The sequence below is a fragment of the Streptomyces sp. NPDC056224 genome (assembly GCF_042267665.1).
Taxonomy (GTDB): Bacteria; Actinomycetota; Actinomycetes; order Streptomycetales; family Streptomycetaceae; genus Streptomyces.
Map to the genome: position 1 here is coordinate 22,534 of NZ_JBHJTK010000012.1, position 21,705 is coordinate 44,238.

General features: G+C 68.8%; 25 protein-coding genes and 1 pseudogene. 11 read left to right on the forward strand and 15 right to left on the reverse strand.

Going from position 1 to position 21,705, the window contains the following annotated elements:
- Positions 1-281: 281 nt before the first annotated feature.
- Both ACFCZ1_RS17160 and ACFCZ1_RS17165 read left to right on the forward strand, forming a co-directional pair.
- Positions 282-797: pseudogene (locus ACFCZ1_RS17160) on the forward strand (SMI1/KNR4 family protein); the annotation flags it as partial.
- A 121-nt stretch (positions 798-918) separates the two neighbouring features.
- Positions 919-1,503, forward strand: coding sequence for a hypothetical protein (locus ACFCZ1_RS17165; protein ID WP_376679087.1), 585 nt, complete (start codon positions 919-921; stop codon positions 1,501-1,503).
- Here ACFCZ1_RS17165 and ACFCZ1_RS17170 read toward each other — a convergent pair.
- The 3 genes from ACFCZ1_RS17170 to ACFCZ1_RS17180 form a co-directional block, all read right to left on the reverse strand.
- Entirely contained in the window at positions 1,488-2,747 is a 1,260-nt protein-coding gene (locus ACFCZ1_RS17170) for a tyrosine-type recombinase/integrase (RefSeq protein ID WP_376679088.1), read from the reverse strand. The two genes, ACFCZ1_RS17165 and ACFCZ1_RS17170, sit on opposite strands and share 16 nt — an antisense overlap.
- Before the next feature lie 57 nt (positions 2,748-2,804).
- Positions 2,805-3,176, reverse strand: coding sequence for a helix-turn-helix transcriptional regulator (locus ACFCZ1_RS17175; RefSeq protein WP_376679089.1), 372 nt, complete (start codon positions 3,174-3,176; stop codon positions 2,805-2,807).
- Between the two features lie 141 nt (positions 3,177-3,317).
- Positions 3,318-3,569, reverse strand: a complete 252-nt coding sequence (locus ACFCZ1_RS17180) for a helix-turn-helix domain-containing protein (RefSeq protein WP_267040274.1) — start codon at positions 3,567-3,569, stop codon at positions 3,318-3,320.
- Between the two features lie 568 nt (positions 3,570-4,137).
- Here ACFCZ1_RS17180 and ACFCZ1_RS17185 point away from each other — a divergent pair.
- From ACFCZ1_RS17185 to ACFCZ1_RS17205, 5 genes are all read left to right on the forward strand, one after another.
- Positions 4,138-5,058 carry a hypothetical protein gene (locus ACFCZ1_RS17185; RefSeq protein ID WP_376679090.1) on the forward strand — a complete coding sequence of 307 codons (921 nt, stop codon included), beginning with the start codon at positions 4,138-4,140 and terminating at the stop codon, positions 5,056-5,058.
- A complete protein-coding gene (locus ACFCZ1_RS17190) occupies positions 5,055-5,753 on the forward strand; it encodes an ATP-binding protein (protein WP_376679091.1) in 699 nt (232 codons plus the stop codon). The genes ACFCZ1_RS17185 and ACFCZ1_RS17190 overlap by 4 nt, the downstream gene beginning before the upstream one ends.
- A gap of 762 nt (positions 5,754-6,515) precedes the next feature.
- Complete coding sequence (locus ACFCZ1_RS17195; protein ID WP_376679092.1) at positions 6,516-6,986, forward strand: plasmid mobilization relaxosome protein MobC; 471 nt, start codon at positions 6,516-6,518, stop codon at positions 6,984-6,986.
- Positions 6,983-8,677, forward strand: coding sequence for a relaxase/mobilization nuclease domain-containing protein (locus ACFCZ1_RS17200; RefSeq protein ID WP_376679093.1), 1,695 nt, complete (start codon positions 6,983-6,985; stop codon positions 8,675-8,677). Before ACFCZ1_RS17195 ends, ACFCZ1_RS17200 begins: the two co-directional genes overlap by 4 nt.
- A 108-nt stretch (positions 8,678-8,785) precedes the next feature.
- The gene (locus ACFCZ1_RS17205) at positions 8,786-9,166 is read left to right on the forward strand and encodes a hypothetical protein (protein WP_376679094.1); all 381 of its coding nucleotides are present in this window, start codon (positions 8,786-8,788) and stop codon (positions 9,164-9,166) included.
- A gap of 63 nt (positions 9,167-9,229) precedes the next feature.
- Here the strand turns inward: ACFCZ1_RS17205 and ACFCZ1_RS17210 are convergent, their stop codons facing one another.
- Entirely contained in the window at positions 9,230-9,685 is a 456-nt protein-coding gene (locus ACFCZ1_RS17210; protein ID WP_376679095.1) for an NUDIX domain-containing protein, read from the reverse strand.
- 259 nt (positions 9,686-9,944) lie between these two features.
- Between ACFCZ1_RS17210 and ACFCZ1_RS17215 the strand changes: the two genes are divergently transcribed.
- The gene (locus ACFCZ1_RS17215; RefSeq protein ID WP_376679096.1) at positions 9,945-10,739 is read left to right on the forward strand and encodes a hypothetical protein; all 795 of its coding nucleotides are present in this window, start codon (positions 9,945-9,947) and stop codon (positions 10,737-10,739) included.
- Entirely contained in the window at positions 10,726-11,895 is a 1,170-nt protein-coding gene (locus tag ACFCZ1_RS17220) for a helix-turn-helix domain-containing protein (protein WP_376679097.1), read from the forward strand. Before ACFCZ1_RS17215 ends, ACFCZ1_RS17220 begins: the two co-directional genes overlap by 14 nt.
- 49 nt (positions 11,896-11,944) lie before the next feature.
- On the opposite strand, the gene ACFCZ1_RS17225 is transcribed toward ACFCZ1_RS17220, so the two are convergent.
- From ACFCZ1_RS17225 to ACFCZ1_RS17270, 10 genes are all read right to left on the reverse strand, one after another.
- Complete coding sequence (locus ACFCZ1_RS17225; RefSeq protein ID WP_376679098.1) at positions 11,945-12,499, reverse strand: flavoprotein; 555 nt, start codon at positions 12,497-12,499, stop codon at positions 11,945-11,947.
- Positions 12,500-12,629: 130 nt separating this feature from the next.
- Positions 12,630-13,037, reverse strand: coding sequence for an NUDIX hydrolase (locus tag ACFCZ1_RS17230; protein WP_376679099.1), 408 nt, complete (start codon positions 13,035-13,037; stop codon positions 12,630-12,632).
- Between the two features lie 12 nt (positions 13,038-13,049).
- Positions 13,050-13,892 carry a DUF1932 domain-containing protein gene (locus ACFCZ1_RS17235; protein ID WP_376679100.1) on the reverse strand — a complete coding sequence of 281 codons (843 nt, stop codon included), beginning with the start codon at positions 13,890-13,892 and terminating at the stop codon, positions 13,050-13,052.
- Between the two features lie 115 nt (positions 13,893-14,007).
- The gene (locus ACFCZ1_RS17240) at positions 14,008-14,643 is read right to left on the reverse strand and encodes a GNAT family N-acetyltransferase (protein ID WP_376679101.1); all 636 of its coding nucleotides are present in this window, start codon (positions 14,641-14,643) and stop codon (positions 14,008-14,010) included.
- 15 nt (positions 14,644-14,658) lie between these two features.
- Positions 14,659-15,015, reverse strand: coding sequence for a VOC family protein (locus ACFCZ1_RS17245; protein WP_376679102.1), 357 nt, complete (start codon positions 15,013-15,015; stop codon positions 14,659-14,661).
- A gap of 49 nt (positions 15,016-15,064) precedes the next feature.
- Entirely contained in the window at positions 15,065-15,934 is an 870-nt protein-coding gene (locus tag ACFCZ1_RS17250; protein ID WP_376679103.1) for a hypothetical protein, read from the reverse strand.
- The gene (locus ACFCZ1_RS17255; protein ID WP_376679104.1) at positions 15,931-17,430 is read right to left on the reverse strand and encodes an MBL fold metallo-hydrolase; all 1,500 of its coding nucleotides are present in this window, start codon (positions 17,428-17,430) and stop codon (positions 15,931-15,933) included. The genes ACFCZ1_RS17250 and ACFCZ1_RS17255 overlap by 4 nt, the downstream gene beginning before the upstream one ends.
- Before the next feature lie 96 nt (positions 17,431-17,526).
- On the reverse strand, positions 17,527-17,661 hold the full coding sequence (locus ACFCZ1_RS17260; RefSeq protein ID WP_376679105.1) for a hypothetical protein: 135 nt from the start codon (positions 17,659-17,661) through the stop codon (positions 17,527-17,529).
- Between the two features lie 156 nt (positions 17,662-17,817).
- On the reverse strand, positions 17,818-18,183 hold the full coding sequence (locus ACFCZ1_RS17265) for a DUF6415 family natural product biosynthesis protein (protein ID WP_376679106.1): 366 nt from the start codon (positions 18,181-18,183) through the stop codon (positions 17,818-17,820).
- A complete protein-coding gene (locus ACFCZ1_RS17270; RefSeq protein ID WP_257559806.1) occupies positions 18,180-18,386 on the reverse strand; it encodes a hypothetical protein in 207 nt (68 codons plus the stop codon). Before ACFCZ1_RS17270 ends, ACFCZ1_RS17265 begins: the two co-directional genes overlap by 4 nt.
- Positions 18,387-18,542: 156 nt before the next feature.
- Here ACFCZ1_RS17270 and ACFCZ1_RS17275 point away from each other — a divergent pair, with 156 nt between their 5' ends.
- Both ACFCZ1_RS17275 and ACFCZ1_RS17280 read left to right on the forward strand, forming a co-directional pair.
- The gene (locus ACFCZ1_RS17275) at positions 18,543-19,862 is read left to right on the forward strand and encodes a multiprotein-bridging factor 1 family protein (protein WP_376679107.1); all 1,320 of its coding nucleotides are present in this window, start codon (positions 18,543-18,545) and stop codon (positions 19,860-19,862) included.
- The gene (locus tag ACFCZ1_RS17280; protein ID WP_376679108.1) at positions 19,859-20,668 is read left to right on the forward strand and encodes a class I SAM-dependent methyltransferase; all 810 of its coding nucleotides are present in this window, start codon (positions 19,859-19,861) and stop codon (positions 20,666-20,668) included. The genes ACFCZ1_RS17275 and ACFCZ1_RS17280 overlap by 4 nt, the downstream gene beginning before the upstream one ends.
- Before the next feature lie 110 nt (positions 20,669-20,778).
- Here ACFCZ1_RS17280 and ACFCZ1_RS17285 read toward each other — a convergent pair whose 3' ends face one another.
- Positions 20,779-21,480 (reverse strand): restriction endonuclease, encoded by a 702-nt coding sequence (locus tag ACFCZ1_RS17285; RefSeq protein WP_376679109.1) that lies wholly within the window; start codon positions 21,478-21,480, stop codon positions 20,779-20,781.
- Positions 21,481-21,705: the final 225 nt, after the last annotated feature.

A 21,705-nucleotide genomic window follows, 5' to 3' on the forward strand; every position in this document is an offset into this window, starting at 1 on the left:
AAGTGGCCCGCAGGGCCCCCTGGGGAGAATCTGGGGAGAATCCGCAGCCCGCCCGTGCCGGGCGCTCCCCCACACCTTGGCGCTGTCCCTCCCGCACCGCCGACCACCCTTGACGGCACTCGGTTGCGGAGGGTAACGACAACGGGTGGCACAGCAGATGCTGTGCCACCCGTTGTCGCGACCAGGCCTGTCCTGTCTCCCCCGACGACTACAAGCCGGCAGTGGTCCAACGACCTTGCCCGTGGGGCGTCGATGTCCGACCCCCTGTCTAGCCTGTCTCCGTGAAGCCCACCGATGACCGCCAGTTCCCCGCCGCGCTCGCCACCGCGATGGCCGTTCGATTCGACTACGCCGACGGGAAGACCGGGGTCGACTTCGAACCCTTCCCTGCCTTCCTGTCCGCTGCCGAGACCACCGACTGGTTCCAGGCATGGACCGGGAACAGCGAACTGGACGGCAACGACTTCCGCGTGTTCGGACAAGACGGCACGGGCGGGTATGCGGCGATCTGGCTCATCCGCCCGAGCCGCCCTCTGGCCGAGCAGCCCATCGTCTTCCTCGGCTCCGAGGGCGAGACCGGTGTCGTAGCACGCGACCTGGGCGCCTTCCTGTGGCTACTGGCCGACGGCTTCGGCCCCTGGGAAGCCGCCACGTCCTACGAGCCGGACTGGAAGGCGCAGCCCAATCCGGAGCTGGCAGCCATCGCCGAAGGATTCGCACCGCACCAGCGCCGGTCGGCGGCAGCCGTGATCGAGCTGGCGACCCGGGAGTTCCCCGACTTCGACGACACCATCATGGGACCTCTGCCGCTGAACCCAGCGTCGTCACCTGCACGACCAGCCGGAATCACGGGAATGACGGAACGCTCAAGTCACCGCGCCCCTCTATCGCGTTCGAGCATCGCTGTAGCCTCTGGCCATGAAGCACGGGGAAGGCGGGGACGCGCTCGTTCTGGAGGCCCGCGAGATGCTGGCCGCCGGACAGGGCGAGGAGGAGGTCTTCGCCGAACTGGCCGCGCGCACCGGCGACTGGGATGCCTGCGCGTTGGCCCTATGTCTGGCCCTGGGAGTGTCCCGGCCGGACGCCGAAGCTCGAATCCACGAGGCACGGCCCCTCTTCGACGAGTTCGAGGCGGGAGAGGAAGATATCGTCGCCATGCTCCTCGCCTGTGGGCACGTGTTCGTCGTGGACCAAGTGCTGGACGGTCGCGGCGAGCGGATCCGCGAACTGCTGTGGACTGCCGCCTCCGCCCGCGGAGGCTTTGCTGGCGGCATGATCCCCTGGTTTCGCACCGGGGAGCTCACGAAGATCTTCCTGCTCTTCGCACGGACCATGTTCCGGAACGGGCGGGGCTCACCTCCCGAGTTCTGGGCGGCCATGGTTACGGCCGGGGAACTCCTGGCAACCGAGGACGGCCCGGACCAGGCGGAAGTGACGGCTGGACTGGAACATTGCCGGGCGCAGGCGACCGCTGTTGGTACGGGCCCTCAGATGCTGCCGTGAGAGAAAACGAGGTCCTCAGGTATGTACTCGGGCGCCGTGCCGAGTAGTGCGTCGATGGCCGCGCGACCCTTACCGCCGGCCTCCGGCATGAAGTGGGCGTAGTGGTCGAGGGTGATGGTCGGACTTGAGTGACCGAGCCACCGGGCGAGCGTGACGATGGACTCGCCCGCTTCGAGGAGGACCGACGCGTAAGTGTGCCGGAGCACGTGGAAGCCGTCCTTGCGCGAAGCCTTCCACCGCGCGCCCTTCTCCCGTACGGGAATGACTCCAGCCGCGGCGAGGGCTGGCTTCCAGGCCTCGTCGTTGAAGATGTTGGCGCGGATGGCGTTGCCGTACGTCGTCGTGAGGACGAGCGGGAAGCTCTGCTTCTCCCGGTCGGGCTCCGGTCCGCCCCAGGGGAGCTCGACGTCGACCGCCGGATGGTCGAGGAAGTACGCGGCCAGTTCCGTGGCCACCGACCGGGGCATGTCGACGATGCGCGTCTTGCCGCCCTTGGGCAGGGCGAAGTAGAGGCGCCCGGAGAGAAGTTGCACCTGCCTGCGCACTCGGATCACGCCGCGTTCGAAGTCGATGTCCCTCGGCGACAGCCCGAACACCTCTCCCTGGCGCAGCCCACACCCCAGCGCGACGACAACCGCGATCCGGTAGCGAGGATTGATCACGTCCCGCACCCTCTGTGCCGTTGCCAGCGGCCACGCGTCACGATCCTCGTCGGGGGCCTTCGGCCAACGCACCGTCTTGGCCCGCATCGGGTTGCGAACAAGGCGCTTGTCGTCGATCGCGGTCTCGAAGATGTTCGACAGCGAGGTGAGGATCTGCCGGGCGTACCGCGGAGAGCACTCGCCTCCGAGCGTGGCTATGTAGCCGCGCAGGACGGTCGCCGACACGTCGCGCAGCGCCACAGCACCGAGGTGCGGAAGGATGTGGAGTCGTACACGCTCGTCAACTCGCTTGACCGTGCCGGGCGCGCCGCGAACGCCGGCACGCCAGTGGCGCGTGACGAAGTCCGTCAAGGTGATGGAGCCGTCGCGCGGGTCGACGAACTCGCCTCGTTCACTGTCGGTGCCGGACCGCCGGAGCCACCCCTTGGCGTCCTCCAGCACGTCGAACGACATGTCCCGGACGCCGGGGATTCCAGCGACACGATATCGGGACCCCTTTCCGTAACGGGTCGTACGCTCACGCTTCCCTGTGACGGGATCCTTCTTCTTTTTGATCCAACGGTCTTCGATATAGCCAGCCAAAGAATTCCTCGGGGTAAGGGTTGGGCGTAGGGCGGGCGGTAAGGTCGGGTAGATCGGTCAGGTCGTGGCCGGATACCCGGCGCGGCGCTGCGGGACGGCATTCACCGGGCTTAGGGAGGTATTACTGCGGGAGTCTGCCTGCTCCTGTTCCCGGATCCACTCGTCAAGCGTTTCGATCCGGTACATCACACGTCCGCTCCGCCCCATCCGAAAACTCGGCGGACCTTGGCGACGGTGCCGCCACACGTAAAGGGTGCAGGGCGACAGCCCCAGGTATTCGGCAGCTTCACGGACGTTCAGAAACCCCCTCCCCAGCGGCGACACACGGGGAGGCATAGGGGCATTCGCCAGCAATTCACTGTCACAAGCAACACTTCGCACGTATCGAACCTTCGGGGTCTTCCGTCGGCAACCTGCGGCGACGGACATCGGGCATGACGAGCCCGCCCCCGCTTGCTGTCAGGCAGGTGGAGCGGACTACTTCTATGGTCTGGAGAATCCCCGGTTTGGCTGACCGGGGATCGTCGGGTATAAGCCGGGGCGGCGTCACAGCGCACCCACCCCGGACCCCTACGTCGCGGGCTGGAGCAAGGCGAGTGGGGAGACACCAAGGGCGGCCGCAATGGCGACGAGGTCATCCACGTCGCAGCGTCGGCGGGTGCGTTCGATGCGGGACAGCATGGTGTTGGTCATGGGGTGGCCGAGCTCGGTGACACGGGCAGCGAGCTCGCGCTGGGCGAATCCGCGCGAGGTGCGCAGGCGCTCGATGGCGCCGGCGGTCCGTTCTCCGGCGGGACCGATTTCCGTAGCTCTTCGGGGCATGCGTCTGTTGTAGCTCGGGTTCCCGGGTTCTCGTAATCGCGGAAGCCCAGACATGGGACTTTGGGGCCCGTTTCGCGGAGAACGAACTGGCGATTCCCGCATAGACAGCCATTGCGGAACTACGACCCATCTCGGACCACAGAGGTACGCTCACCATCAGTTGCTCCGGGCGGCGGAAACATAGATCGCCTCGCCTACCCCGGTCAATTGCTTTCGGGGTGCGATCTTCGCCGCTCTCCCTAGGCCGTCGACTTTTTGGTCAACCGGGGATTCGCCCTTACTGTGAAGACGTTCGCGATCAGCGATGCGCTCTGACGCTTTTCGAGTGCGGATTCGCTGGAGTTGCGCGGGCTGGGTGTGGCTGTCTTGGCCAAGCACCCCTGACAAAGGAATCGGCTCCCGGCGTTGCAGCGCCGAGAGCCGATGGGAGCCCCTTGTCCAAACCGCCCACTCCTGAACGGATCTGAGGAACGTCTATGCCCAACAGTACGGCCGAAGCAGCCGTCCGCACACCCGCGCCCACCCCGGCGTCGCCGTCCCCGCAGCAGGCGAAGGCGGGGCGATAGGCATGGCACGCATCCGCACCATCAAGCCGGAAGCCTTCAGCTCCGAATCGCTGGCCGCCGTCAGCATCACCGCGGAGCGGACGTTCTTCGGTCTGCTCACCCAGGCCGACGACCACGGCCGGTTCCGTGACCAGTCCGCCGTCATCGCGGGCCTCTTGTGGTCCCTGCGCCCCGAACACGGCCCGATCGAGGTCGAGGACGACCTCACCCAACTCGCCGGCAATGAACTCATCTGCCGGTACGAGGGCGAGGACGGCAAGCGGTACCTGCACATCGTGACCTTCTCCAAGCACCAGAAGGTCAACCGCCCCAGCGGTGTCCGGCACCCGAACTGCCCCTACCACGACGGCGGCCGGGTACCCCTGACTTCACCGCTGGCGAAGGGAGGGCTCCGTGAGGCGTCCCTGCCCCATCAGGCAACCGTCCCGGAGCTCGCACCCGCACCTCATGCCGCTTCGATGATCCCCGTATCCGCAGGTCAGGACGGATTCAGTGAGCCCTCCGTGCAGCATCAGGGGGAGGTGCGTAGGCCTGCGCCGAGCCCTCACGGTCCGGATCTAGGACCTAGGATCATGGATCTAGGATCTCCGTTGGGAGGCGCGAGCGCCCCCACCACACCCCAGACCGCAACGGCCCAGCAACTGGTCGCCGAGTACGCCGCCGCGTGCGGGAAGCGCCCTCCGGAGAGGGTCCTGGGCCATGTCGGCCGGGAGATCAGCAAGTTGCTGCACGAAGGCATCGACCCGGACCACATCCGAGCCGGGGTCGACCGCATGCGCCTCAAGAGCCTCTACCCGAGCCTGCTGTCCAGCCTGGTCAACGAGGCCATGAACCCGCCCCAGGCCACTGCTGGCGCCCGCAGGGCCCCTCAGCCGTACACCAACCCCGGTGACGCCGAAGCCGCTTACGGAGGCCAGCTGTGACCACCGCGACCCGCGAACCCCAGCGTGCTGGCGCCCTGGCAGCCCGTCTCCATGCCATCCTCGCCGCCAAGGGCATCGACCCCGACGCCGCCCCCGCCGGGCCCACCGTGGAGCCCGTGACCGCCCTGGAACTCGCCGACCGCCGCATCCCGCCCCGCTACCGCGAGGCACTCGCCACCCAACCCGAAGTCATGGGCTGGGTGGAGGCGGTCACCGGCGCCGGGCGGAACGGGCCGGCCGGTACCCGGGGCATCGCCTACGGCCCCTCGCTGCTGATCGCCGGGCCCACGGGCATCGGGAAGACCCATCAGGCCTACGGAGCCGTCCGCTCATTGCTGGCCGCCGGAGTCCGTCTGCGCTGGCAGGCAGTCACCTCCGCCGACCTCTACGCCCAGCTCCGGCCCCGTCCCCACCACGACCCCGAGCGGGAGATCCAGGAGCTCGGCCGGTGCCCGCTGCTGATCCTGGACGACCTCGGCGCTGCCAAGCAGTCCGAGTGGACCGAGGAGCTGACGTACCGGCTGATCAACCGCCGCTACACCGAAATGCTCCCGACCCTGATCACCACCAACCTGCCGATCGCGGAACTCCGCAACGCAGTCGGGGACCGAGTCGCCTCCCGCCTGGCAGAGATGACCACCCGCGTCATCCTCACCGGCTCGGACCGCCGACGCGCCCAGCCGTCAGGCTCCTGACCACCACGGTCCCCACCCAGCTCGGTCCCGTCATCGAGGGGACTGAACCGCTGACCGAGCCATTCGGGGACCGTCCCCATCTCTGCCCCACCCCGGTCCCGTCTCGATCGCGGTCCCCGATCGCGGTCCCCGTCGCCAGCCCGGTCCCCCGTCCCGCCTGACGGGAGTCTCCCCCGGAGGGGACCGGCGGCAGTCGATCGGGGACCGTCCCGGTTCACGGCGCGGCAGTGGGGACCGTCGCCTGATTGCGCTGCGCGCGCCGGGCCCCACGGGGACCGGTCCCCAACTCTGTTTCCGCAGGTCAATCCCCTGAAATCTTCCGCCTCGGTGGGGACCGTCCCCACGGTCCCCACAATCCGGGACCGCCCTGAGACCTTGCGGGGACCGCGAGTTCGCCACATCGGGGACCGTCCCCACCCACCGGTTACGGGGACCGAGACGGGACCGGTCCCCCCACCCATGCCACTGGGGACCGGGCACCTCCCGGAACGGGACCGTCCCCGCCCAGTCCCCGGACAGTCCCCGGACAGCACCGGCAGCGTCGCGCGTCACGAGCAAGCGGTCCCCACAGGCGCCGGCCCGACCCATCAGCCCTTCAAATCCCGAGCCTCTACCTCTTCAAGGACACACATGCACAACCCACCGCACGACCGTCCCAACCACGACGAGCACGTGCCCTCGCTTCCAGCCTCAGAGGGAGCAAGTTGGAGGTTCGGACACTCCCCCGTCGGGGGTGCATCCGAACCAGAGCCCGCCCCGGGGGTGGCGGGCCGCGTCCCGCGCCAGGGGGCACGGGACGGGAAGGCTGCGGCCGAGGGCGGACCGCAGCCTGACAGGCCCCGGGGCAAGCCCCGCATCCGCGCCAGCAAGCAGCGCCGAGCCATCAGCGTCCGCCTCAGCGAACCCGAGCACGAGCTCGCCTCCGCCGGCGCCGCTGCCGTCGGCATGCGACTGGCCGGCTTCCTCGCCCACAGCGGACTCACCGCCGCCCGCGACCTGCACCGCACCTCCGCCGTCATCGCCACCACCCAAGACGTCCTCACCACCCTGTTCGCCCTGCGCCGTCAGCTCGGCATCGCCAACAACAACCTCAACCAGGCAGTCAAAGCACTGCACCTGGGCATCGCCCCCGAAGGACTCGACGACACCATCGCCACCGTCCTCCGCGCCGCCGAGGACATCCAGCGCGTCACCACCCGCATGACCAACCCCGAAGGAACCTGGGCCGCTTGATCCCCTCCATCCATCCGCAGGGCGGGAGCACCGCCGGCCTGATCGCCTACCTCTACGGCCCCGGGCGCAGCGAAGAGCACACCGACCCGCACCTGGTCGCCTCATTCGACGGCCTCGCCCCCGACCCCGGCCGCAACCCCTACGCCACCGAGGAGGACCTCCAGCAGCTCCTCGACGAACCCCTCCACCTCCTGCCCGCGGACACCCGCCCGGACAAGCACGTCTGGCACGCCTCCGTCCGCGCCGCCCCCGGCGACCGGACGCTCACGGACGCCGAGTGGGCGGAGATCGCCCGTCGCGTCATCGCCGCCACCGGCATCGACCCCGGCGACGGAGCCGGCTGCCGCTGGGCCGCCGTCCGCCACGCCGACGACCACATCCACCTCATCGCCACCCTCGTACGCGAAGACGGCCGCAAACCCGACCACCACCGCTCCGGCAAGCGCGCCCAGACCGAATGCCGCCGCATCGAAGCCGACTACGACCTCCACCGCGTGGCTCCCGGCGACGGCACCGCCGCCAAGCGCCCCACCAGCGCCGAACAGCACAAAGCCAAGCGCCGGGGCCGGGACCGTGCCGCCCGTGAGGAACTGCGCGAGACCGTCCGCCGCGCCGCCGCGGGCACCGCCTCGGAGACGGAGTTCTTCGACCGCCTCGCCTCCGCCGGCCTCCTCATCCGCCGCCGCATCGCCCCCTCCGGTGACACCCTCGGCTACACCGTCGCCCTGCCCGAGGATCGCAACAAGGACGGGGCACCCGTCCACTACTCCGGGTCGAAACTCGCCCCCGACCTCTCCCTGCCCCGCCTCCGCGAACGCTGGACCGACGCGCCGACCCAGCCGACGACCGCCCAGGCGAGCGCTCCCGCGTCCACCCGGCGCCGTGCCACCGGTGCTCTCTGGCAAGCCGTCCTCCTCATCGATCACGGCGACGACGGGACCGTGGCCGCCCAGATCGCAGCCGCCGGCGAAGTCCTCGACGCCCTCGCCAAGACCTCCGCCGCCCACACCCGCACCCAGCTGAGGCAAGCAGCTACGGCCTTCGAGCGGGCAACCCGCTCCCACATACGCGCCGAACGCGGCCACGACCGCGCCCTACGCCAAGCTGCCCGCGACCTCGTCCACAGCGGTCCGGCCCTTGGCCGAGGCGAAGAGAGCGCCACGGGCGCGATGCTGATCGACATGGCGTTCTTCCTCGCCGTGGCAGCGGCCGCCTGGCACGCCAAGAGGAACCACGCCCAGCAGGCTGTCGCCGCCCTCCAGGCAGCCGAACACCTCCGCGCCGCCTACCGGACAGCCGCAGCCCAGCCCATGGCGGTCCTGCAGCAGCAAGGCCAACGCCTGGCCCCGCATGTCCAGCAGCGGCAGGCCCGCCTCGTCCACCAGGCACTGCCTGAACTGGCCGAACGCGTCCTGGCTGAGCCCGGCTGGCCCGCCTTGGCCGCCACTCTCGCCGATGCCGAGAGCATCGGACACGACCCAACCGCCCTGCTCGCCGAAGCCACGCGCCGCCGAGAGCTCGACACCGCAACATCGATCAGCGATGTCCTCGTCTGGCGCCTGCGCCGCAGTGCCCACCTACCCGCCGCCCCCGACACCCGGCCCGCCCGAGGCAACCGGCGCACCCCGCCTGCGCCTCCGGCCGCGCAACTGACGACCAAGGCAGCGAGCGACCTAACCCGAGGGCGCTGACCAAAGAAGAGCCGCTGAAGGTAGCCGACGATCCCCGGTCAGCCAAACCGGGGATTCTCCAGATCCTTGATACATCGCCCTTCCCGCACCCCTTCGAGGAGCACCCGTATGCCCGAAACCGAAATCCGACCCCACATCGTCGCGCTGCTCTGCGACGCGGACTGGAAGTACCGACCCGACACCAACACCTGGTCCCACCGTGACGGCCACCCCTTCACCAAGGAAGAGCAGACCACGGCCTTCCAGGCCGTCCGCGCCGAGGTCGAAGAGGCCTCCGAACAGTTCAAGCGCTACCGGGACTACGTGCGCAAGTGGGAGGACGCGCCCGAAGCCCTGCAGCAGTTCCTCGCCCCGTTCATGGAACAGCTCACTACGAAGACCCTCGGCAACGCCGTCGAGCTCATGACCGAGGACGAGAGGGCCGAATTCGATCGGCGGCTTCGCTTCGTGATCGAGCCCCCTCGCCCCTTCACCCCGTACACCTTCTGAGAATGTGACCGGGGCCAACGCAAAGCAGCGTTGGCCCCGGTGGCATGTTCACATGGTCGACCGCTAGCCCGCGGCCCCGGCCCCGGCCCCGGCCCCGGCCCCGAGGGTGTCAGCACCAACGGCGCCCCGCAGGACATGAGCGATCTCCTCGGGCTTGAGGTCGATGCCGTCAAGCCCCTCCACGGTCAGCGGGATCTCCTCCAACGCGTATTCGCCGCGTCCCACGGCGCCGAACTCGGAGCCGGTCCGGTCCTCGAAGGACCACGTCGCGATGCGGGCGAGGTAGAAGAGCTGACGCTCGTCGTCGGACTCCATCGTGTGCAGGAGGCGGATGATGTCGGCCTTCCCCGCGATCTCCTCATGGATCTCCCGGTGGAGTGCGGCCTCCCGGGACTCATCGCTCTCCTCGACCCCGCCGCCGGGCAGCACCCAGTACACGGGAGCTCCGGGCTTGGTGCGGCGGATGACCAGCATCATGTCGTCAGCGGTGACGAGGACGGCACGGACTCGTTCGATCATGTGGGGCTATCTCCTTGGTCGTTGGCGATTTCAGTGCAGCAGCCAGCCCCTGTCGGCGGGGTGGGTTGACCAGCGGTAAACGACGTTCATCCACGCGGGGGACGTAACGCGCCCGTTGCGGTAGAGCTCGCCCAGCGATGGGCCGCGGCGGTCGAACACGCCGAACACAGAAGCAGTTGTGCAAAATCTTCGACGTCAACTAAAGTCAGGGACGCACTGGAATGCTTCGATGCGTAGTCCGACCCTAGGAGTCGTCCGCATGAGTGTGCCTCCGTCGCCGTGGGCGACCGACGTGTTCGGCGATCAGGCCGCAGCTGTACGCCTCGGCGTCGGACAGGGCCTTCGCAACATGCAGGCCAACGCACAGGCCGCACAGGACCAAACAGCATCCCGCACCACCCGCACCTACGGCAGCAGCCGGTATGAGAACCAGTACGAACGACTGCAGGACGAACTCAAGGACCTGCCCGGCGCCCGCGCGGTACAGCCCTTCGGGTTCTCCTATGAGCTGATGCTCATCGGCAACGGGCTGCTCTACCCGTTCCGGTACTCCAAGACCAAGTCCGACGTGGGCAGCGCGCGAATCCCCAGCGAGTCGCGGCTGGTACGGGAGCTCTTCACCTTCGCGCCGGCGCCGAAGCACACCCAGGACCCGTTCGACCTCGACTTCGGGCCGGCTGTCCCGACCGCCGAACCGCGCGGCGCTTTGGCGACCGTCCCACAGGGCACCCAGTTGATCCTGGTGCCCTTCGCCTGCAACGCCTCCGAGCTGCTCGAGGCGTACTGGGGCATCGCGGCGCTCGGGGTGAACCGCCGGCTGGAATGGACCACCGATCCCGAGCCGCTCCACCTGCCGCAGTCGGTCACCTCGTACACGCCGCGACCGATCAGCATTCCGCACCCGATCACGGCGCACACCAGCTTCGCCGGCGGAACCGAACCCACCCTTACGCTGTCCTCTCGAACCGCCTCGGACCGGGCCCTGCACGTACCCGCTCAGACCGAGGCAGAACCCGTCGAGGACCAGACCAGCGAAGACGATGCGACTCACTAAGCAAGACCTGATTCCCGGTACGGAAGAGCGAGGCGCCACGCCGCGTGCCATCTCCGACGGCTTCGATCCCACCCGGCTGACACAAGCCCGTCGGCTGGCGGAGATGACGAAGAAGGACGTGGCGGCACAGCTCGGGGTGACGCCTGCCGCGGTGGGTCAGTACGAGACGGGGGTCTCGAAGCCACGGCCTGACTTGATCCCCCGTCTCGCGGAGATCCTCGGGGTTCCGGTGACGTTCTTCCTGCTGGGAAGGCCGGCCAACCGGCTCGACGCCTCCATGGCGCACTTCCGAAGCCTGCGCAGCACGCCGAAGTCCCAGCGAGAGCGTGCTCTCGCCTTCGCCGAGCAGGTCTGGGAGCTCACGTACGCCCTGGAACAGCGGATCCAGTTGCCACTTGTCGACCTGCCCGGCTTCGCTGGTGGGGAGGTCCACCCCGGCGAGGAGCTGTCCGCCGATCCCGTGTCCGCCGCCCGTGAGCTCCGCAGGCGATGGGGTCTCGGCGACGGCCCTGTCACACACCTGGTGAGGCGGATGGAGTCCCACGGGATCGTGGTGGTGATGCCGCCTGCCAGTGATCCTTCCGCCGCGAGCGTGGACGCGTTCTCCACCCGGGCCGCACGGCCGCTCGTCGTTCTGACCGCCAACCGGGCGGACGACATCTACCGGCACCGGTTCACCGCCGCCCATGAACTGGGCCACCTCGTGCTTCACGGCGACGCCACCGGTGACAGCCGTCAGGAGAAGGAGGCTGACGCCTTCGCGGCCGAGTTCCTGACCCCTCAGTCCAGCGTCCTGCCACTGTTGCCCAGGAGGATGGATATCGCAAAGCTGGCAGAGCTGAGAGGAGTCTGGGGGGTCTCCCTCCAGTCGCTCGTCTACCGATGCCGTGAGCTGGGACTGATTTCCGACGCCACCGCAAGCAGGACGTACCAGCGCCTGCGCGCTCTCGACGGCCAGCCCGGCTTCACGCCGGAATCGGTCTCGAACTTCTCCGGTGAGCAGCCCTCACTGCTCGGTCAGGCCTTCGACCTGGCGGCCAAGGAAACGAATCTCTCCGTTTCCGAGCTGGCGCATGAACTGGCGTGGACCAACAGGCGAGTTCGAGATCTGCTGGGTGTCCAGGAGCAAAGGCCAGTGCTCCGCCTCGTCCAGTAATGCCGATGCCTTCGAGTACCTGCACGGTCCACGCTGACCGTGAGGTAGCTCAAGGACGTTCGCCCTCCGCGCGGATTGCTGGGGCCAGGAGTTCGACCGCCTCCGGCCAGGGGAAGCGGTCGGCGCCTCCGCCGGACTTGGGAGGGTGAGGCTGGTAGCTGCTGACCAGGACGCCCATCTCGCGGAGCTCGGCCAGGCTTCTCTGGTACGCCCGGTGGGAAGCGAGGGCGCTGTTCACGTACGGAAGGACCACGGTCGGGATTCCCATGCCGCTGGCCTCGCACAGGATCCCGAGGGCGAGGTTGTCCGCGAAACCGGCCGCCCACTTGTTGACCGTGTTGAAGGTGGCCGGTGCGACGGCGATGGCGTCGGCCGGCGGGAACGGCCTTGCCTCGCCGGGTGAACGCCACGCCGAGCGAATTGGATACCCGGTCTGGTCCTCGACAGCCGCGGCGTCCAGGAAGCCCAGCCCCTGGGGTGTGGCGACCACTCCCACATCCCAGCCCCGCTCCTGTGCAGCGGTAATCAGTCTGCCGACATCGCCGGCGACCCCGGCCGCGCACACGACGACGTACAGGAAGGGCTTGGGCTGCGGCTCGGTCACGCGGGTACTCCCAGTCGGCGGCTGAAGTGGTGGAGCTCTGGCAGCGTACGCCGACGGTCTCGGGCCGCCATGTCGGCGACCAGGTCGCGGATGCCAAACCCGTCCGTGCTCGTATCGGGCAGCGGACGGGTCAGCCGAGTACAACGTCCAGATACTGCTGCACTGGTTCGAAGAGCCCTTGTGGCACGTACTCCGGGATCTGGGCGCGGGTGATCCAAGCGACCTCCGCGACTTCCCGCGCAGCCGCCACGTGTGCATTGCCGCTGACCACGTCGCAGGCCGTGTACGACATCATGCGACCGCTGGCAGGGTGGACTCGCTCACCGAGCAGCCCGCGCGAGACCACCTCCAAACCCGTCTCCTCCTTCGTCTCCCGGACTGCGGCGTCCTCGCGCGACTCCCCCGGCTCGACCTTGCCGGCCGGGAACTGCCACGACAGGTTCCCCTCCGCGATTCGCCGACGCACCAACAGCACCCGGCCCTCGCGCACGACGACGGCAGCGGCAACGGGCCGCTGAGGCGCCTCTCCCAAGGACATGCCGATTCCCCCTCAATCTCCCTGGCCACGAAGGTGAGCCAGGGCGTCGACAACCGGGAGGTCGTACTGGTCCTTGTCGTCTTCCCAGCGTGACATCACGGAGATCGCGGCCTCAGCCATGTCCGTCGGCAGGCCGACCGAACGAAGGGTGTCGGCGATGTCTTCCATCTCAGGTACCCAGCGCCAGGCCCGTGCCGCCACGCTGGGCAAGTACCCCGGGTCGGAAAGGATGTTGGACGCCATGACCTGGGCCTCCGCGGTGAGCTCATCGCCGACCCCGTGGGCATCGGCGAGGGCGTGCGCGACGCCGGCGAGGGTCCGAGCCGCCTTCTGGTAGCTGGCGAAGGCCATCTTCAGAGCGGAGGCCGATCCGATACCGCCACTCGCCGCCTGGCGTGTGTGCAGGGCGGTGTCCTTGAACAGGGTCTCCACGAGGGCGATGGCCGACTCGTCCCCGGCGAGGTAGAGACGAGCAACCCGCTGTGCACCGGGAGGAGGGCCAAAGATCGCGCCATCGAGCACGACTGCCCCAGGGGCGATCTCCTCGGCGATGCGATGCATGCGCTGCGGATTGATCGCGTTGGCGTCCACGTAAACGCCGGCGAAGCCTTGAGCGGCGACCGATTCGGCCACGTCCTCGGCTGCCTGCGGAGGACACACGGCCAGAACCACCGCACTGCGCTCCAGGGCCTCGGTCAGGGAATTCACCGCTACCCCTCCCGCCTGCAGTGCCCGCGCGCGGGTGATTTCGCTTCGTCCCTCGGGCACCCACAGCACCTCGTGGCCTGCTGCGGCGGCCTGGGCAGCGACGGCGGAGCCCATGGCGCCGGGGTGCAAGACGGTCACGGTGGTCACGGGCGGCCTCCTGGCTGGAGCTCGGCGATGCTGCGTTCTCGACGCAATGATCGACTCTTCGGGCTCGACATGGGCAGTCGAGTTCGCTCAGGCTCCGGACTGGGCAGAGAGTCGGTCATCGGAAGTACTCGATGGCACTGGACAGACCAGTCACCGCGACCGGAACGAGACGGTCATGCGCCTGCCAGTCGGCTGACGCGATGACTTCCTCATACGCATCGAGAGGCCGGCCTTCCACGGCAATGCGGTGCACTCCATTGGGCTGATAGCCGAACTTCCGCGAGACGCCTCGGGAGGAAGCATTGTCCGCGAAGGCAGTGGAGGTGACCCGGGATGCGTCGAGGCCGTCGAATGCGAGGGCCAGGGCTGCGGCACGCATCTGGGTGCCGTAGCCCTGACCCTGGAAGCGGCGGCCGAGCCAGAAGCCCGTGCGGGCCTCGCCTGTCGTGGCGAAGTCGCGGGCGGATAGGTTCTGCTGGCCGATGACCTGGCCGTCGTGGAAGACGGCCAGGAGAAGGCGCCAATCGTCGCGGCTCCAGTCGCCTCGCGCCCACCAATGGTTCTGTACGACGTTCCTGGCGCGCTCAGCCGGCGGGGCGGAGGCCCAGGGCTGCGGGAAGAACACGGCGCCGTCGGGCACGACGCCTTCCGCGGCGACCTGGGCGAGCTCGTCGAGCTCCGCGTCCGAGGGAAGACGTAGAACGAGGTCGGGGGTGGAGAGTTCCAGTTCGGTGATGGGCCAGTGGCGCATGGGCAGGCTCCGGGGTCAGGGCCCGTCGAGTCCGAAGATCGTGCCGAACGGATCGACGAGCTGGCAGATGCGTCGGCCGGGTTCCACGTCGAGGGGACCTCGGTGATGGATGCAGCCGGCGTCCAGGAGGCGCTTGCGTTCGGTGTCGAGGTCTTCAACGGGCCAGTACGGGACGGTGCTTCCACCGTGGGGGTTGGCCTTGGGGGACGCCTGGTGGAAACCGAACTCGAGTCCGTCGAGGTCCAGCCAGGCGTAGACGGCGTTGCCGTTGATGTCGAGCTTGACCTCGGATACGAAGATGTCGCCCCACCAACGGGCGGCGGCTTCGGGGTCGTCGACGAAGACCATGACGGTGCGGATACCGCGCAGCACTTGGGGTTCTCCTATGCGTCGGGAAGTTGGCACGGTACCGCTGTGTCGGTCACTCGTGGGCGCCGTGCAGGGAACGCAGGCTGGTGGCGGAGGCGAACGCCGTGAGGGCGCGTACGAGGCTGTGGTCGTTCCACTGCGCGCCGAGTTCGTTGACGTGGTGCAGGTAGGCGTGGCGCACCCAGCGGGGCGCCAGCTTGGGCTCATCTCCTGCGATGAAGGCAAGCGTGATGAGGTCGGCCAGCCCCGTGATGTCGGGGCGGAGGGTTTCGGCATCGATGAGGGCCAGGCACCCGTCGTCGCGGCGGCGTACGTGTTCCGGTTTGAGGTCGAGGTGTCCGAGGGGCACGTGGTCGGAGCCATGGGCATCGCTGACGAGCTGGAGGAGTCGGCGCCAGTCGTCGGCATGGCTGATCCATTGCGGCGCTGGTGCGCTGACGGCGGCGCCAGTTCGCCACCTTGCCATGGCCTCGCCGACCACCGGATGCCAGCGGGCGGAGGCCGTGTGGATCGTAGCGACCGCCCGAATCAGCTCGTCGAACGCGTCTGTACTGGTGAGGGTGACGGCCTGGCCGACGTAGTCGACGAGCAAGGTGCGGGAGGTGTCGCAGACGCGGTGCAGGTCCGGCAGGACGCGCTCGCCAGCCAGCAGTTCGTACGCGAGGACTTCGCCTTGGTAGGCGCCTTCGTCCGCGTGCCGCTTGAGGATCCGGCGGGGTGGTGTCCCGAGGGCAAAGACTGCGGTGCGGTAGTGGGCGGTGAGGCAGTACACCGGGCCCGGCTCGCCTGCGTGGCGCCGGTCGAGGATGGCGTGGGCCTCGCGCTCGGCAGCGGCCCGGTCGGTGGTGAGAGGGGTGGCCAGCCACCCGTCGGGTCGTGTGCGGGCGGCGCCGTCCAGCGGCCCGACGGGGGCGGTGGTCATGCCGAGGTCTCCTGTTGGACCCCGAGCGCGGCGAGGCTGTGGGCGTAGCAGCGGGCGGCGAGGTCGGGCCGCTGGTGCTCGCCGTAAATCGCGAAGAGCGCGTAGACCGGGGAGTCGAGGTTCTCGCCGATGTGCCAGCCCTGGTACGAGCCGCCGACGACGTCCCAGATTTGGGCGCGGCCTAGGAAGACGGCGGCCAGGTCCTGGAAGTAGATCTCGATACCGAAGGGGTAGGCGGCCATGGCCTCCTCGCGACTGGTCGTCTCCACCTTGTCCCACGTGGGTCCGGTGATGTTCCACGCGTAGGTGTCGATGTCGCCGGGGCGGCCGGGCGGGTCGAGGAGGCGGAGTACGGCGCGGTGGGGCCCGAGGGGGCCGTGGAGGTAGTCGTGGATGCTGGTGGCGAGGGCACCGGTGCGGGTGGCAATGAGCTCGCGGGCCAGCCGGGGCAGCTCCTCGGCCACCAGGGTCTCGGCGCTCTCCCAATCCTCCTTGTCCAGGGGCGGGGTGACCGGGGTCGGCTCGACTCGCTGCGGGGAGTCGAGGAACGACGCGAGCGCGTCAAGGGCGGTCTTCTCCGTCACCGGGTCGGGGGTGACCCAGGGGACGCGGGAAGTGGTGAGGGAGCCGTCGCCGGCCGGGACGGTCAGGCGGTCGCCGGGACGGGGGCCGTGCACGCGGAAGAGGTGCTGGAGCTCGTTTGCGGTGGCGGCCAGGGCCTTGTGATCGGCGTAGAGGAAGGGGCCGTGGGGACTGCGCGGCGCGGTGAAGCCGTTGCCGCACAGGGCCACGTCGCGAACACCGTCCAGGGACTTGAGGTAGTCGATGAGCAGGCCGTTGAGGATCTGGACGCCGGTGGTGCGGTTGCGGGGGCCGTCCATGCCGGGCAGCAGATTGTTGTCGGCGCCGAGCGCGCCGTACGGGACGGTCTGGGCATTGTTCGAGACGACCGCGAGCCGGGGCGGCGCGAGTACGCCCTGGGCCAGCTGCTCGATGTAGAGGTCGGAGACGTCCGCGTCGACGCCGATGAAGACGTCGTTCCCGGTGGTGCCGGACAGGCGGACCAGGGGTTGGGAGACGCGCTTCTCCCAGAAGAGGGTGCGGGCGCCGGCGGGGTAGAGGGTGATCTCGATGTCGCCGACGTTCAGCGGCTGTGTGTGGTCCAGGCGGTGAATGGTGAAGCCCAGGGCCTCGATGGCGTCGGTGACGGCGGCCGGGGTGGTGGTGCCGGTGTAGATCGGCACGGTGCGGGCGAGGAGGTCGAGGGAGGGCAGGTGGAAGTGGTCCAGGTGCTCATGGCTGAGGATCACGGCGTTCGGGGCGGGCATGCCCTGGGTGTCCACGGTGCGGGGAGGCCAGATCGCGAACTCCAGGCTCCCTGCTCCGAAGGCGGGCGCGAGGATCGGGTCGAGGAGGACGGAGGAGAGGCCGTCGGTGATGTGCCAGGTCTGGTGGCCAAGGAAGGTCAGTTCCAGGCCGACGGGGGCTGCTGCCATGACGAACTCCTTTGCACGGTTGGGAAGGGTCACGAGGGTGGCGCGGAGAGGGACAGCGGACGTCCCCCTCCGCGCCGATTCGCGGACCGGCAGGATCTACCGGTGGTAGGTGGTCGGGGCGTTGTTGGTGGTGCCCGTGGCGGCGAACGCCGTCACGCGCTGCTGCAGCCGGCGGACCGCCTCTGCGGTAACGGCCGTACTCGGCTTCGTCTGGGGCTTGGGTCGGTTCATGACGTGCCTCCATCACTTCGGTTTCTCGGCGGTGCGGACGCAGCCGCCGTTCCCCGTCGCCACAAGCGGCGGGTGGTCAGTGTTCGGTGGCCGACAGGAGACAGCCCACGATGGCGCCGCAGAGGATCGCGTAGACGATCACGGCGATCCGCTGTCTCACTGCCTCGCCACCACGTTCACGTCCTGCGGCACCCGGCCGGCGGCGGCAACGCCGCGCTTCCGGTGCACCTGGTGCTCGATCAGCAGTACGCGGCAGACACGAGCAAGGGCCCGCATGTGGATCCAGGCCCCGAGCCGTCCCTCACCGGGCTCCCGCGCCAGCAGCCGCTCGGCATCCGTACGGGCTTGGGTGCCACCGCCCGGCTCGCCGAGCAGCAGTCGGACGTGGCCCGACAGCAGGGTCGTGGCCGCCCGTACCTCGCCACCCGGTATGCCATACGTGTCGGGCGTGAGGACACGGGCACACAGGGCACGAATGATGTCCGTCTGCACGCGAGCCTGCGGGGCGGGGGTGGTCGTCATCCCGAGTGCCCCGCAGCAGCCTCGCGCATCCCGATCGCCCGGTCCAGCTGTGCGTACAGAACCTCCAGCTGGGTGGGGTCGAGGATCAGGGTCGTGGTTTCGGTGGTGCCGTCAGAGCGGTGCAGCTCGATCGGCAGGGTGGCCTGGTGGTCGTCGTGGTGGTACGTGATGTCGCGCCGGACCGGAGTTGCGTGGGTGATCACGGGGGCTCTCCCGGGGCTGTCTGAGCGGGGGCAGGGGTTCAGTCAACTCCGCCACCAGGGCCCCTAACAGGGCATTCCTGTAGGCACGTTGTAGGCACGAACTAGGCAGAATCCCGCTAGGATTCCGGGCGCCCGACTCGACCAGCGGACGGCGGGATGATGGCGAACGAGGCCCTGCGCAGGTTCAGAAACGAGCGCCGGTGGACTCAGGCACAGGCAGCGGAGCAGGTCTGTGCCCAAGTCCGAGCGACCACCGGCCGCGACCCCGAGCTCGATGCGAACTGGATCTCCCGGCTGGAACGCGGTGCGATCACCTGGCCCTCCGGCGACTACCGGGCAGCTCTGTGCGCGGTGTTCCAAGTCGACAACGAGGCAGTGCTGGGTTTGCATCCGAAGGGGGCGACCCCACACTCAGGAACACCACACACGCTCGGCACTTCCGCAGCGCCCACAGACGATGCGGGCAGCATCATCGCGGACGCGGAGCTCTCAGCCCGGCTCGCTCGACACGCTGCCGCCACCAACGTCAACGCCCTGGTCCTGGAGCAGCTCGACGCCGACCTAGAACGCCTCGCAAGGGACTTCGTCAGCCGGCCGCTGACCCTGCTGATCCCTGAGATCCGCACCCTGCGCACCGAGGTGTTCCGCTTGGTCGAAGGCCGCCAGCACCCACACCAGACCCGACATCTGTACGTCGTCGCCGGATGGCTTTCCGGCCTCGCGGCACACGTCTCCCTCGACCTCGGCCACCAGCCTTCGGCCGCCACCCATGCCCGGACCGTGGTGCAGTGCGCCGAGATCGCGGAACACCCGAGGCTGCGAGCCTGGGCCCGCTCCTTCCAGTCACTGGCCTCGTACTGGACAGGCGACTACCGGCGGGCCGCAGACCTTGCGAGGTCCGGATACGAGGATGGCCGGGGCCTGGGCTCCGGGACGATCACGGCACGACTGCTGAGCCTGGAAGCCCGGGCTCTCGCGGCCGGCGGAGACAGGCGCAGCGCGCTGCGCTCCCTCGCCCTTGCCCACGAGGCCCGTGCCATCGCCGACCTGGATGAGCTGCCGGGGGTGTTCGCCTTCCCCGAGGCCAAGCAATGGGCCTATACCGGCACCACGCTGCTGGCCGTCGGCGGTGACGAACAGGTACAGCGCGCGATCACGGCCTCCACCCGCGCGGTGGAGCTCTACCAGACAGGGCCTGAAGACGACCGCTCCCCCGGAGACCTGCACGCCGCGCACCTGGACCTGGCCACCGCGTACCTCGCGAACGGCCAGGTGGACGTGGCAGGTGCGGAACTCGACACGGTCCTCGTAGCGGAGCAGTACACGGCGAGCATCACCATCAGGCTCCGCAAACTGGACACGCTCATCGCCAGCGGGCCGTACCGTGACTCGCGGCCGGTAGTCGATCTCCGTGAACACATCCACGAGGTCACCTCCCGACCCACGATCGTCAGCACACCCACGGAGCCGCGATGAGCACCCAGCCCACGAACGAGCCCTCGGTCACCGACCGGCACCTCCTCTCCACTCAGGCGTACGGCACCGGCCAGCACTTGGCAGCCCGCCAGTCCCTCTACCAGTGGCAGACCCCGCGGCACGACTTGCCCGGCCTCGTCGTGGAGGAACTGGCAGGCGTACGCGGCGCGGTGGCTGACGTGGGCTGCGGAAACGGCAAGTTCGTGCAGCGGATACGCACCCAGCGGCCGGACCTGACTGTTCTCCCCATGGACGTCTCCCCCGGCATCCTGGCAGGCATCGCTGGCGCCGTGGCCGCGGACGTCCAGCAGCTCCCCATCGCGAACGGGTCCTTGGGCGCCGCCCTGGCCATGCACATGCTGTACCACGTGGAGGACCAGGCACGCGCCGTCCGGGAGTTGGGCCGAGTCCTGGCCAAGGGCGGCATCGCCATCGCATCCACCAACAGCCGCACCGACAAACGTGAACTGGAAGACCTCTGGCGACGAGCCGCCGGCGAGGTCCTCGGCATCCCAGAGGGTCCGGCACGCGTCCAGCTCTCTGCCCGCTTCACCCTGGAGGACGCCCCCGCAGTCCTCGGCGCCGTCTTCGAGGACGTACGGACGATCCCCCTCCCAGGAGTGATCGAAGTGACCGACTCGGCGCCCGTGGTCGCCCACCTGGCCTCGTACGAGGCATGGGCCGATCAGATGGGTGTCCCCTTCAAGGAGACGGTAGAGCGCGCCCGAGAACGAGTGGAAGAGACCATCCAAGCAGAAGGCGCATTCCGCGTCACCTGCCTGGGAGGCATCCTCGTCTGCCGATGACGAACACACAGGGGTGCCGCAGGCCACCCCTGGTCGGGCAACGGCACTGGTAGGCCAACACCATCAGCGCTCGCGGCGGGCCTCGGGGTGCCCCTTCGGCTCCCAGGGAACTACTCGTACGTGTCCTTTCGGAGGGTGCGGTGTCGATGGTCTCCCTGGCCGGCTCCGCTCACCGCGGTAAGCGACGGGAGCGCAGCGCCGTTGTTCCACAGGCCGAGATGATCGCGGTGGACAGCGACGACGCCGTTCTGCACCGCGCAGCGTTCGGCGGGGGCGCTGAAGTACGTGGTGGTGACGAAGACGGCGACCTCGGCTTTGAAGTGCACCTGGGAGCCGAGGAGGTTGCGGACCTCTCCGTTGGACACCTTCCGCTTCGGGTTGTACCGCTTGCACTGGATCACCATTGTGCGGCCGTCGGGCAGCCGTCCACGTACGTCGGCGCCGTCGTCGCCCGTGCGGCCGACGCGGCGGACTTCCGTACAGCCGTCCCGTCGGCAGAGGTCGGCCACGAAGTCCTCGAACTGCGTGCCGTCCATCACGTCGACCTCGGCGAGCGTCCGATGGCCCGCGCTGATCCCATTCTCGTGGCGCCACCTTTGGTCATTGCCCCGCACGAGACGGTCCGTCCTCCACAGCCACCAACCGCCACCACTGACTACGCCGAGAGCCACCGCCCCTACTAGGTAAGGCCAGATCACCGCCCAGAACGTCAGGGTCAGTACCAGGACGACGACGCCGCCCCACGCACCTGTCTTGAGCCGTGCCTCCCGACGCTTCTGCGATGCCGACCGGCGCCTTTTGCGTGCTGCCACCCAGTTCCTCCCCGTCTCCGAGCAGCAGTTTGGGCAAGGCGACGTTTGTCGGTAAGGGCGCCCGTCAGCCATGGCTCGTTCCCTGCGGCCCGCCCCGAAGCAGCTGCGGCCAGCAACGCGGTAACGAGGAAGACGGTTGCCAGCACAGCAAACAGCTGGGACTGGCCGCCAAGGGGGGCAAGTTCGGCGCCGACCCAGGGCACCACCAGGGCTGCTGCGATATGT